Source organism: Peteryoungia ipomoeae (assembly GCF_004912165.1).
GTDB lineage: Bacteria > Pseudomonadota > Alphaproteobacteria > Rhizobiales > Rhizobiaceae > Allorhizobium > Allorhizobium ipomoeae.
In genome coordinates this window covers 1,174,823-1,187,337 of record NZ_STGV01000001.1, presented here as the reverse complement: position 1 = coordinate 1,187,337, position 12,515 = coordinate 1,174,823, and the positions used below count along the sequence as shown (strand labels likewise).

Annotated in this window: 11 protein-coding genes; 9 read left to right on the top strand and 2 right to left on the bottom strand. The window is 60.6% G+C overall.

Annotated elements, in window-relative coordinates:
* Window positions 1-58 precede the first annotated feature (58 nt).
* The 8 genes from fabD to FAA97_RS05715 all read left to right on the top strand — a co-directional run bounded on the left by fabD (window position 59) and on the right by FAA97_RS05715 (window position 8,944).
* A complete protein-coding gene (fabD, locus tag FAA97_RS05750; RefSeq protein WP_136597523.1) occupies window positions 59-1,003 on the top strand; it encodes an ACP S-malonyltransferase in 945 nt (314 codons plus the stop codon).
* Between the two features lie 29 nt (window positions 1,004-1,032).
* Entirely contained in the window at window positions 1,033-1,770 is a 738-nt protein-coding gene (fabG, locus tag FAA97_RS05745; RefSeq protein ID WP_136597522.1) for a 3-oxoacyl-[acyl-carrier-protein] reductase, read from the top strand.
* 275 nt (window positions 1,771-2,045) lie between these two features.
* The gene (locus tag FAA97_RS05740) at window positions 2,046-2,282 is read left to right on the top strand and encodes an acyl carrier protein (protein WP_006727438.1); all 237 of its coding nucleotides are present in this window, start codon (window positions 2,046-2,048) and stop codon (window positions 2,280-2,282) included.
* 131 nt (window positions 2,283-2,413) lie between these two features.
* Window positions 2,414-3,670 carry a beta-ketoacyl-ACP synthase II gene (gene fabF, locus FAA97_RS05735; protein WP_136597521.1) on the top strand — a complete coding sequence of 419 codons (1,257 nt, stop codon included), beginning with the start codon at window positions 2,414-2,416 and terminating at the stop codon, window positions 3,668-3,670.
* 197 nt (window positions 3,671-3,867) lie between these two features.
* Window positions 3,868-5,067, top strand: a complete 1,200-nt coding sequence (mltG, locus tag FAA97_RS05730; protein WP_168800946.1) for an endolytic transglycosylase MltG — start codon at window positions 3,868-3,870, stop codon at window positions 5,065-5,067.
* 41 nt (window positions 5,068-5,108) lie between these two features.
* Complete coding sequence (locus tag FAA97_RS05725; protein ID WP_136597519.1) at window positions 5,109-5,999, top strand: YicC/YloC family endoribonuclease; 891 nt, start codon at window positions 5,109-5,111, stop codon at window positions 5,997-5,999.
* A 2-nt stretch (window positions 6,000-6,001) separates the two neighbouring features.
* Window positions 6,002-6,649 carry a guanylate kinase gene (gene gmk, locus FAA97_RS05720; RefSeq protein WP_136597518.1) on the top strand — a complete coding sequence of 216 codons (648 nt, stop codon included), beginning with the start codon at window positions 6,002-6,004 and terminating at the stop codon, window positions 6,647-6,649.
* 117 nt (window positions 6,650-6,766) lie between these two features.
* On the top strand, window positions 6,767-8,944 hold the full coding sequence (locus FAA97_RS05715; protein WP_136597517.1) for a methyl-accepting chemotaxis protein: 2,178 nt from the start codon (window positions 6,767-6,769) through the stop codon (window positions 8,942-8,944).
* Window positions 8,945-9,014: 70 nt separating this feature from the next.
* Here the strand turns inward: FAA97_RS05715 and betC are convergent, their stop codons facing one another.
* Entirely contained in the window at window positions 9,015-10,532 is a 1,518-nt protein-coding gene (gene betC / locus FAA97_RS05710; RefSeq protein ID WP_136597516.1) for a choline-sulfatase, read from the bottom strand.
* Between the two features lie 10 nt (window positions 10,533-10,542).
* On the bottom strand, window positions 10,543-11,442 hold the full coding sequence (gene choX, locus FAA97_RS05705) for a choline ABC transporter substrate-binding protein (RefSeq protein ID WP_136597723.1): 900 nt from the start codon (window positions 11,440-11,442) through the stop codon (window positions 10,543-10,545).
* Between the two features lie 159 nt (window positions 11,443-11,601).
* Here choX and FAA97_RS05700 point away from each other — a divergent pair, with 159 nt between their 5' ends.
* Window positions 11,602-12,504 (top strand): LysR substrate-binding domain-containing protein, encoded by a 903-nt coding sequence (locus tag FAA97_RS05700; RefSeq protein ID WP_136597515.1) that lies wholly within the window; start codon window positions 11,602-11,604, stop codon window positions 12,502-12,504.
* Window positions 12,505-12,515: the final 11 nt, after the last annotated feature.

Here is a 12,515-nt window from a genome sequence, read left to right as displayed (position 1 = left end):
CACTTGACTCCCACGGCAAAGATGTGAATGGAGGGCAAAAACCCAGGGAGAAAGACCCATGACAGTCGCATTCACCTTTCCGGGCCAGGGCAGCCAGGCCGTCGGGATGGGCAAGGATCTTGCCGACAATTTTGCCGAAGCCCGTGCCGTTTTTGAAGAAGTGGACGAAGCGCTCGGCCAGAAGCTTTCCGACATCATGTGGAATGGCCCCGAGGAAACCTTGACGCTGACTGCCAATGCGCAGCCGGCCCTGATGGCCGTTTCGATGGCCGTGATCCGCGTGCTGGAAGCCAAGGGCCTCGACCTCACGTCGAAGGTCGCCTTTGTCGCCGGCCATTCGCTCGGTGAATATTCAGCGCTCTGTGCAGCCGGCACCTTCTCGATCGCCGATACTGCCCGTCTCCTGCGCATCCGCGGCAATGCCATGCAGGCAGCAGTGCCAGTGGGTGAGGGCGCAATGGCCGCCATTATCGGCCTCGAGCACGGCGATGTGCAGGTGATCTGCGAAGAGGCCGCGGCCGAGGGCCCGTGCCAGATCGCCAATGACAATGGCGGCGGTCAGCTGGTCATTTCGGGTGGCAAGGTCGCCGTTGAGAAGGCAGCGGCACTGGCGAGCGAAAAGGGCGCCAAGCGCGCCATCATGCTGCCGGTCTCCGCACCCTTCCATTCCGCGCTTATGGGCCCGGCTGCCGACGCCATGCGCGAGGCGCTGGCAAAGGTCGATAAGAAGGATCCGGTCGTGCCGCTGATCGCCAATGTGCGCGCGGCCCCGGTTACCTCTGCCGCCGAAATTTCTGACCTGCTCGTCGAACAGGTCACCGGTCAGGTGCGCTGGCGCGAGACCGTCGAATGGTTTGGCGCGAATGGCGTAACAACTCTCTACGAGATCGGCTCCGGCAAGGTGCTGACCGGTCTTGCCCGCCGCATTGACAAGAACATCTCCGGCGTCGCCGTCAATGGCCCTGCCGATATCGAGGCGGCGATTGCCGCATTGAACGGCTGACGCCGAAACGATCAACAAGGAAGACCATCATGTTTGACCTGACCGGCCGCAAGGCCCTCGTGACCGGTGCGACCGGTGGCCTCGGCGAAGAAATCGCCCGCATGCTGCACGCACAGGGTGCCATCGTCGGCCTGCACGGCACCCGCGTCGAGAAGCTGGAAGCGCTGGCCGCCGAACTCGGCGATCGCGTCCACATCTTCCCGGCCAACCTTTCCGATCGCGCCGAAGTCAAGGCGCTCGGCGAAAAGGCCGAGGAAGTGCTCGGCGGTGTCGACATCCTCGTCAACAATGCCGGCATCACCAAGGACGGCCTCTTCGTGCGCATGTCTGACGAGGACTGGGATGCGGTTCTGGAAGTGAACCTCACCTCCGTTTTCCGCCTGACCCGCGAACTGACCCATCCGATGATGCGTCGCCGTCATGGCCGCATCATCAACATCACCTCGATCGTCGGTGTCACCGGCAATCCGGGTCAGGCCAACTACTGCGCCTCCAAGGCCGGCATGATCGGCTTTTCCAAGTCGCTGGCCCAGGAAATCGCGACCCGCAACGTCACCGTCAATTGCGTCGCGCCGGGCTTCATTGAAAGCGCCATGACCGGCAAGCTCAATGAGAAGCAGAAAGATGCGATCATGGGCGCGATCCCGATGAAGCGCATGGGGGCAGGCTCTGACATTGCAGCTGCCGTGCTCTACCTCGCTTCCAACGAAGCGGGCTATGTCACCGGCCAGACATTGCACGTCAATGGCGGCATGGCGATGATCTGAGAAGATTGCTGGAAAGACACCCGTCACATTAGGATGTTGACCAATGGGATGGGGTGAATTTCTGGCTTTGCGGCGCGCTGAAACCGTGTTAAGCGGGCCATGACTGTGAGCAGTCGCTCCATCGTTTGAGCCGAAGTTTATGCTTTTGTTTGCATAAACCGCTCTGGATTGAGCCGAACAGGTTTGCTGGTGGAAACTTTCAGGATCCATCGGCGGGATGCAGGGTAGGGCAGCCATTAGGGCTCCCTCTGAGATTAGAAGGTCGAGGTACCGACATGAGCGATATCGCAGAACGCGTGAAGAAAATTGTAGTTGATCATCTCGGCGTTGACGCTGAAAAGGTTGTCGAAGGCGCGAGCTTCATCGACGATCTGGGCGCAGACTCGCTCGACACCGTCGAACTGGTCATGGCCTTCGAAGAAGAATTCGGCGTTGAAATCCCGGATGACGCTGCTGACTCGATCCTGACCGTCGGCGACGCCGTGAAGTTCATCGAGAAGGCTCAGGCCTAATCGATCAACAGATTGCGGAAGGCGGGCCTTCGCCCGTCCTGTCTGCTAGGGCCCGCATTTTGCGGGCCTTCTTGTATAGTGAGCAAACACCGGCCGTTCCTGGCCGATAACTGCAGGGTGGGCCACGAACGATGAGACGTGTCGTTATCACCGGTACCGGCATGGTATCTCCTCTGGGATGTGGGACGGAACTGACCTGGCAGCGCTTGATCGCTGGTCAGAGCGGTGCGCGTCTCGTTACAGAGTTCGAAGTCGAAGATCTGCCTGCAAAGATCGCCTGCCGTATCCCGACAGAGGGTGAGGGTGCCTACAATCCAGACGACTGGATGGAGCCCAAGGAGCAGCGCAAGGTCGACCCTTTCATCATCTACGCCATCGCCGCTGCCGATATGGCGCTGAAGGATGCCGGCTGGGAGCCGAAAACCGACGACGAGCAGTGCGCCACGGGCGTTCTGATCGGGTCTGGTATCGGCGGCCTCGAAGGCATCGTTGAAGCCGGCCACATCCTTCGCGACAAAGGTCCGCGCCGCCTGTCGCCTTTCTTCATTCCGGGGCGTCTGATCAATCTCGCTTCCGGCCAGGTCTCGATCCGCCACAAGCTGCGCGGTCCGAACCACTCGGTCGTTACCGCTTGCTCGACCGGTGCGCACGCGATTGGCGATGCGGCCCGCCTGGTGGCACTCGGTGATGCCGATGTCATGGTTGCAGGCGGCACGGAATCGCCAATCAGCCGCATCTCGCTTGCCGGCTTTGCCGCCTGCCGTGCGCTGTCGACCGCCCGCAACGACGATCCGACGGCAGCCTCGCGTCCTTACGACAAGGATCGCGACGGTTTCGTCATGGGCGAGGGCGCCGGTATCGTCATTCTCGAAGAACTTGAGCACGCCAAAGCGCGTCGCGCGAAGATCTATGCGGAAGTCGTCGGCTACGGCCTCTCGGGCGATGCGTTCCACATCACCGCGCCTTCCGAAGATGGTGACGGCGCATTCCGCTGCATGACCATGGCGCTGAAGCGCGCCGGCTTGCAGCCGTCCGACATCGACTACATCAATGCGCATGGCACCTCGACCATGGCCGACACGATCGAGCTTGGCGCCGTCGAGCGTCTGCTCGGTGATCACGCTGCCAATGTCTCGATGTCGTCGACCAAGTCGGCGATCGGCCACCTTCTCGGCGCCGCAGGCGCTGTCGAAGCGATCTTCTCGACGCTCGCCATCCGCGACGGCGTGGCGCCGCCGACACTCAACCTCGACAATCCCGATGTCGAGACCAAGATCGATCTCGTGCCGCATACGGCGCGTAAGCGTGATATTCGCGTCGCCCTGTCGAACTCCTTCGGCTTTGGCGGCACCAATGCCTCTCTGGTCTTGAAGCGCTACGAAGATTGATCATGCCGGGCCGGAAGCATCCTTCCGGCCTTCTCTTGGGAAAGGTGACAAGGAGACTTGTCGCCGCCCCGTCGACGCGGCTAAAAACGAATGCCCGATCAGCGTCTTTTGGGTGGCATTGGCCCGGATTTTCGCCGCATTGCTGACCGAAACAGCCGCGACAGACCCATCAAGCAGGATTGCCGGTGACCGACACTATTTCGAATGGCAGCAGCCAGAACAACGGTGCCCCCTTTGGCCGCGACGCCGAGGCCGCCAAAGGTCCATTGATTCCGAAGTCGCCGGCGGAAGCCCTGCGGCCCGAGCGCCTGCCAGAGCCGCCGCGGCGCTCCCGCAAGGCGCATAGTCAGCTGGTGATCTTCCTGAACTTCCTGATGACTGTGGTTGTTTTCGTCTGCGTGGCGGCCGTCGGCATCTTCTTTTATGCGATGGACAGCTATCATTCGCCGGGGCCGCTTGTCGCCAATAGCAGCTTTGTCGTGCGCAATGGCGCAGGCTTGGCGGAGATTGCCAACAACCTGGAACGCAATGGCATCATTTCAGACGCCCGTGTCTATCGCTATGTGACCTCCACCTATCTCAAGGATGGCCAGACGCTGAAGGCCGGCGAATATGAAATCAAGGCCGGCGTCTCGATGAAGGAAATCACCGAGTTGCTGGAATCCGGCAAGTCGATCCTTTACTCCGTTTCCCTGCCGGAAGGTTTGACGGTCAAGCAGATTTTCCAGCGTCTGGCGTCTGATCCGATCCTGGAAGGGGACCTTCCTGCCACACTGCCTGTCGAAGGCAGCCTGCGTCCCGATACGTACAAGTTCAGCCGCGGCACCAAGCGCGCCGAGATCGTCGCGCAGATGCAGGCGGCCCAGACCCGCCTGATCGACCAGATCTGGGAAAAGCGCGATCCAGATCTTCCGGTCCAGACAAAGGAAGAGTTTGTCACGCTGGCCTCGATCGTCGAGAAAGAAACCGGCAAGGACGATGAGCGCGCCCATGTCGCCTCGGTCTTCATCAATCGCCTGAACAAGAAGATGCGTCTGCAGTCCGATCCAACCATCATCTACGGTCTCTTCGGTGGCGATGGAAAGCCAGCGGATCGTCCGATCTTTCAGTCTGATATCCGCAAGGAAACGCCTTACAACACCTATGTGATCCGCGGCCTGCCGCCAGGCCCGATCGCCAATCCGGGACGGGCAGCGCTCGAAGCGGTTGCGCATCCGTGGAAGACCGACGACCTCTATTTTGTCGCGGATGGTACTGGCGGGCACGCTTTTGCATCGACACTGGACGAGCACAATGCCAATGTCCGTCGCTGGCGCAAGCTGGAAGCAGAACGGGCACAGACGCCACCGGCGACGCTTGATGTCGAACCTGAGGCCGATCCCGGCACAAGCAACTGAAGGTCCAAGGGCAACGGAAGTCCGCGGGGAAGGGACGGGGGATGACACTGCAATCCATGACGGGCTTTGCCCGTGTCGAAGGCACGTGCGGTCGTTACCGTTGGGCCTGGGAGCTTCGCTCGGTCAATGGCAAGGGGTTGGATATCCGATCCCGCCTGCCGCAAGGCTATGAGGCCATGGAGGCCGATGTCCGCCGTCTGGTTGGAACTTCTGTGGCCAGGGGCAATCTCCAGGTCGCGCTCAACGTCATGGTTGCCGAGAACAAGGTCGAGGCAGTGTTGAACCGAGAGGCGCTCGATGCCGTGCTGGCACTGCGCGACACCCTTGGCCCCACGCTGGTTGATCCAGCGCCGATGCGCCTTGATGCTCTTCTTTCCATTCGTGGCCTTGTCGATTTCAGGGAAGCCGCCGACGACGCAGAAGCGATTGCAGCCCGCGACAGCAATATTCTTGATGGGCTTGGCAAAGCAGTGAAGGCCATGGTCGTCATGCGCGGCAGCGAAGGCGATGCGCTTGGCCGTATCCTTTCAGATCATATCAATCGTATCGAACATTTGGCGCGGCAGATCGAAGCCGATCCCGCCCGGCAGCCCGAGGAAATCGGAAAGCGCCTAGAAGGTCAGCTGGCGGCCCTGATGGACGGCGCCTCGAGCCTCGACCGCGACCGGCTGCATCAGGAAATGGCGCTTCTCGCCACCAAGGCGGATCTGCGCGAGGAAATTGACCGGCTGAACGCCCATGTGGTTGCCGCCCGCGACCTACTTTCCAGCGGTGGGCCTATCGGGCGCAAGCTTGATTTCTTGGCACAGGAATTTAACCGCGAAGCAAATACCATCTGTTCCAAATCCAGCTCCGTCGCGGTAACTGCCGCCGGCATCGAGCTGAAGGTCGTCATAGACCAGTTCCGCGAACAGGTTCAGAATTTGGAGTAATCATGGTCTCTTCGACGCCCCCCTCAGTCTCCATCGCCAGGCGCGGCCTGATGCTCGTCATTTCCTCTCCATCCGGCGCCGGGAAATCGACCATCGCGCGCACCCTGATGGACCGCGATCCCCAGATCAGCCTGTCGGTGAGCGTGACCACGCGTCAGCGTCGCCAGAGCGAGATCGAGGGCGTGCACTACCACTTCGTCTCGCAGCGTGAGTTCGAGCGCCTGCGTGACAGCGACAGCCTGCTGGAATGGGCTGAGGTGCACGGCAATTTTTACGGCACGCCGCGCGAAGCCGTTGAAACAGCGATGGGCGAGGGGCGCGACATGCTGTTCGACATCGACTGGCAGGGCGCCCAGCAGCTGCAAGAGAAGATGGCCGCCGATGTGGTGTCGATCTTCATCCTGCCGCCGACCATGGCAGAGCTCCAATCGCGGCTGCATCGCCGTGCGGAAGATACCGAAGAGGTCATCCAGACACGCCTCAACAATTCCCGTGCCGAGATCGAGCATTGGCGCGAATACGACTATGTTATCGTGAATGACGATCTGAACTCCGCCTTCGATGCGGTACAGTCGATCGTCAAGGCGGAACGTCTGCGTCGGGATCGGCGTCACGGGCTCTTTGATTTCGTCGGCGAGCTTGTCAAATAAACAAAGTTGTTGCGCGCATCTGCCGCAGCCTGAGGCTGACTTAGGTTTAGCTAAAATTAAAAGATCGCTTGTAGCCTCGCCTTCGTAAAATCACAGATTGCGATTGCGGGGCTTACCATGCGCTTTACCGACATTTCCGTGAAATGGCGTCTTATCGGGGCTCTGCTCGCCCCGCTGATCGCCGTTTCAGTGTTCGCCACGATGCAGATGCAGGCTGTCTGGGAGCGCTACGAGGTGTCCACTCGGCTCGTGTCCGTGTCCGAGGAAATGACCATAATCGGTGCGGCAATTCACACCCTGCAAGTTGAGCGCGGTCTGACAGCCGGTTTCCTGGGGGCCAAGGGGTCAACAGGTGGGGATGCGCTGAAGGCAGCGCGAGGCAAGGCCGATGAGGCCGTCTCGCAACTGGCCACGGTGCTCTCAGTCGTCCGTGGCGAAGGCAATAGCCTCGATGGCACATTGTCACAGAAGATCGAGGAGACGCTGGGCAAGCAGCAGGCTTTGCGCGGTGGCATTGACGCGTTGCAAGTGCAGCCAGCGGAATCCTTCGGTTACTTCACAGCCCTGATTGCAGATCTGATTGATCTCTCCCGCCAGCGGTCTCTGGCCAGCGCCACCTCCGACAATGCCGGCAATCTGGTCGCCTACAATCTTGTCCTCAACGCCAAGGAATTGGCTGGCCAGGAGCGCGGCACGGGCAACGGCTTTATCAGCGCCGGGGTCAGCGATCCCAAACGCTTCCTTGCATTTTCCGGGATGCACGGCGCGCAGGCCGCGTTGATCACCCAGACGTTAAAGCTGCTGCCGCCGGATCGTCAGTCCGAAATGCAGGCCAAGCTGACGATCGACGAGCAGGCAATCGTCGATGCTCAGCGCGGTCGATTGATCTCTGCGGGCGCAGGTGCAGACCTGACCGACATGAAGGCGCCTGAGTGGTTTGCAGCGACCACCAAACGGATTGATGCCTTGAAGGGTGTTGAAGACTGGCTGCTTGCCGCGCTTGTCGACGCAGCCACCGTCTCTGCGGATCAGTCAAAGCAAGAGTTGTTCTACGTATCGGCCGCGATCGCGACGGTACTGCTAGCGGTCGCGTTGATTGCGATCTCGATGTCGGTCACGATCGCAGTTCCTCTCGGTCGCTTGACCGGGCTTGTGGAGAGACTGGCTGCCAGGGATATGACCGTGCAGCTGGATCAGAAGGGCGGCAAGGACGAAATTGGGCGGATGGGACGTGCCATCCACACCTGCATCGTCAATATCAAGGAGCAGGCCGAACTGGAACGCCAGCAGGAGCTGAAGAAGCAGGCCGAGCTCCGCGCGCTGGAAGAGGACACGGAACGCAATCGGCAAGCGCGGGCCCAAGAGATTGCAGTGGCCGTGCAGGCGTTGGGAGAAGGGCTGTCGGCCCTCTCGCACGGCGACACAAATTACCGGATTACCGCTGCGTTTGCGGGTGACCTGGACAGGCTGCGCATCGATTTCAACGAGTCCATGACGAAGCTGCATCAGGTCATGCTGACGATCAGCACAAGTTCGGAGGCGATCAATGGCGGCTCATCGGAGCTTGCGCATGCGACGGACGAACTTGCCCAGCGCACGGAGCGGCAGGCAGCTGCATTGGAACAGGCCTCGGCCGCATTGAGCGGTGTCGCCGATACGCTGTCGGATGCCGTGCGACGCGCGGAGAATGTCAACGGTCTGGTGGACACCGCGATGTCGGATGCCAAGCGCTCCGAAGTCGTTGTTACGGATACGGTTGCGGCCATCACGCAGATTGAGCAATCCTCTGATCAGGTCGGACAGATCATCGGCGTGATCGACGATATTGCCTTCCAGACCAATCTGCTCGCGCTCAATGCCGGGGTTGAAGCGGCCCGTGCGGGCGAGGCGGGCAAGGGCTTTGCCGTGGTTGCTCAGGAAGTGCGCGAACTCGCACAGCGCTCTGCCACGGCCGCACGCGAGATCAAGGCGCTGATCGAACGGTCTGCGCGGGAGGTTCGCGTGGGCGTCGGTCTCGTTGGCGAGACGGGAAAGGTTATTCAGTCGATCGGCGCGAATGTCGAAGCGATCAAGCAGCAGGTCGGCGCGATTGTCCTTTCATCTCGCGAGCAGTCCATCTCGATCGGTGAAATCAACTCGGCCATCAATCAGATGGATCAGATGACGCAGCAGAATGCCGCCATGGTCGAGGAAGCAAACGCCGCAACCCATTCGCTCAGTGTCGAAGTAGGTCGCTTGAACAGCCAGGTTGACATGTTCAGGAGCTCGACATCGAGCCAGCGTCGGGCTGCATAGCCGGGGCCTCTTTGCGAAACGAAGTCGCCCGCGGGTGCCAGCCCGCGGGCGATGCGTTTGGAGAAGCGATTTACTCCCCGCGGGGGAACCGCTGATTTTCCTCAAGGACGTTGAGATCCATGTGGTTGCGCATATAGCGCTCGGATGCTCTTTGCAGCGGCTGATAATCCCAGGGGAAATAGGCGCCGTTTCGCAGGGCGGCATAGACCACATGCCGGCGCGCCTGGCTTTCACGCACAGCAGCGTCGAACTGCGCCAGATCCCAGCGCTCTTCAGCCAGAGCTGTCAGTCGTGCAAAAACCCCGGCATGCTCGGGGTCATCCGCGAGATTGTCGAGCTCGTAAGGGTCTGCCTCAAGATCGACAAGCATTGGCGGGTCGGCCTTGCAGAGCGTCAGCTTGTAACGCGGATCCCTGAGGCCGACCATCGGGCTAACAGTGCCTTCGGCGGCATATTCCATCGGCACGATGCCGCGTTTTCCCGTGCCTTTCACAAGCGGCATCAAATCTTCGCCGTCCGTCCAAGGGGCAAGCGTGGTCATGTCGATGCCGGCCAGTCCAGCGATTGTGGGCGTCACGTCGAGCGTCGAGACCGGCGTCGTGATCAACTGGCCGTCCACACCCGGCACGGCAATCGTCAGCGGCACGCGGGCCGACCCCTCAAAGAAGTTCATCTTGAACCACAGGCCACGCTCGCCGAGCATATCGCCATGGTCTGAGACGAAGAGGATGACGGTGTTGTCGTCCATCCGCGTGCGCTTGAGCACGTCAAGGATCTCGCCGATCTTGTCGTCGACATAGGAGATATTGGCAAAATATCCCTGCCGCGCCCGACGGATGTTCTCATCCGTTACATCGAAGGCCCGATGATCGCAGGCGTCCATTAGACGCTGCGAATGCGGATCCTGGGCTTCATAGGCCACGGCCGGCACAGCCGGGTCGAGTGCGGGGCAATCCTCATAGAGGTCCCAGTATTTCCGCCTTGCGACATAGGGATCATGCGGGTGGGTGAAACTCACCGTCATCAACCAGGGGCGGTCGTCATGGCCTCGTGACAAGTCGTAGAGCCGCCTTGTGGCATTGTAGGCGACTTCGTCGTCATACTCCATCTGGTTGGTGATTTCGGCAATGCCGGCGCCGGTGACCGAGCCGAGATTGTGATACCACCAGTCAATCCGCTCGCCGGGCTTGCGATAATCCGGTGTCCAGCCAAAGTCGGCCGGGTAGATGTCGGTCGTCAGCCGCTCCTCGAAGCCGTGCAACTGGTCGGGGCCGACGAAGTGCATCTTGCCGGAAAGGCTGGTCTGGTAGCCTGCTGCTCGCAGATGATGGGCAAAGGTTGGAATGTCGGAGGCAAACTCCGCGGCGTTGTCATAGACGCGCGTCCGGCTCGGCAACTGGCCGGACATGAAGGAGGCGCGCGCCGGTGCACAGAGCGGGCTTGCAGTATAGGTATTGGCAAAGCGCGCGGAGCGCTTTGCCAGGGCCTTCAGGTGTGGCGCATGCAGGAAGTCTGCAGGACCGTCCGGAAAGAAGGTACCATTGAACTGATCCACCATCAGGATCAGGATATTCGGACGTTTCGTCATACGCTCTGTCTCACAGGCCGAGCGAAGACTTGACGGCAGCATCACCCGGTTCGCCACTCATCGTCTGAACACCGGCGAGCCAGGCGTCCAGCACCTGAGGGTTGGTCTTCAGCCAAGCCTTGGCCGCGTCCTTGCTGTCGGTGCCGCCAAGGATCTCGCCCATCAGCACGTTCTCCATGCTGACATCGAACGTCAGTTGCTTGAAGAGCTTGGCCGCGTTCGGGCAGTCGGCGGTCCAGCCAGTGCGGGCCAGGGTATAGACTTCAGCCCCGCCATAATTGGCACCGAAATAGGCGTCACCGCCAGAGAGATAGGTGAGGTCGAAGCGCTCGTTCATCGGGTGGGGCGCCCATGCCAGGAAGACAACGCCCTTGCCGTCCTTCGTGGCGCGCTCGACCTGCGCCAGCATCGCCTGCTCGCCGGATTCGACCAGTTCCCAGCCCTTGAGACCGAATTCGCCCGCGTCGATCATTTTCTGGATATTCGCATTGGCCGGTGCGCCGGGTTCGATGCCGTAGATCTTACTCTCGAATTCGTCTGCATGCTTGCCGAGATCGGCAAAATCCTTGATGCCCTTCTCGGCGGTTGCGGTCGGAACCGCGAGCGTGAATTTTGCGCCGACAAGGTTCTTGTTGACGACCTCGATGGCCTTGGCCGCATTCAGATCATCGATGAATGCCTGCTGTGCCGGCATCCAATTGCCGAGGAACACATCAATCTCGCCATTCTTCATCGACTGATAGCCGATCGGAACCGAGAGGGTCTTCACGTCTGCTTCGTAACCCAAGGCATCAAGCACGACAGATGCCACGGCATTGGTTGCGGTGATGTCGGTCCAGCCGGGGTCAGACAGCCGGATCGTCTTGCAGCTATCGCCGTCCTGCGCCATCGCGGTGCCGCTGAACGCCATGAGTGTGATCGTCGCAATGCCGGCGAGCCAGGATGCGGATGCCTTCTTAAGAGTGCTCATGCTGTTTCCCTCTTTGCTGCTATTGGTTATCGTTATTGAAAATCGGCAAGTCTCTGCTGTGAAGCAGGAGAGTTTTGATGTTTGACATAAGGCAGTTTTATGTCTGATCCAATGCAGGATCTCGGTTGGATGCGACTTCTCGTGGAAATCGAGCGCCGCGGCTCGCTGTCTGCGGCCGCGATAGCGCTTCGGCTCAGCCAACCCGCCGTCAGCTATCAGGTCCGCAATCTCGAGCAGCGTTTCGGCGTGGCACTCTTGCAGCGTCTGCACCGTGGGGTACGGTTTACCGAGGAAGGCCGACGCCTTCTGCAGATCGCGATCCGCGCTGTCGAGGATATCGATGCGCTCGAGCGCAGCCTAGCGGCTGCGCGGCGGCGGCCGACGGTCCGCCTGACCACGGACTATGCCTTCTCGGGTTTGTGGCTTCTTCCGCGAATGCAGGCGTTCAGGGCCGATAATCCGACCCTCGATCTCCAGATCGTCGCGTCGCAGAGGCTGGGTCCGCACTGGCGCGACTCAGCGGATGTCGCGGTTGCCTTTGGCGCACGACCCGATTTTGACGGCGATGCCATTCTGTTGATGTCGGAACGGGTCGTTCCTGTCTGCTCGCCCGCCTTCGCCGAACGGCTGGGGACCCGAGAAAGCGCATTGTCGGGCCTTGCCACCCGCATCCACCTCGATGCCGAGGCAACCTCTCCCTGGCTCGACTGGCAGTCTTATCTTCGGGAATGCGGCGTAACGCTGCCCAATGAGCATGGTCCCGGCGATCTGCGTTTCAACACCTATTCCATGGTCATTCAGGCTGCACTGGGCGGCGCAGGCCTGGCGCTTGGGTGGCGCGGAATAGTCGACCAGCTCCTGGATGCGGGGCTTCTGACTGCGGCTGGCCCCGAAGTGGAGATCGCCGACCGAGGCTACTGGCTTGTCACAGGGCATAAGAGCGAACCTGCGCTTCATCTTGCATCATGGCTGGAAAGCCAGGTGAAGGACCGCGCTGGTTGAGGAGAGGCAGC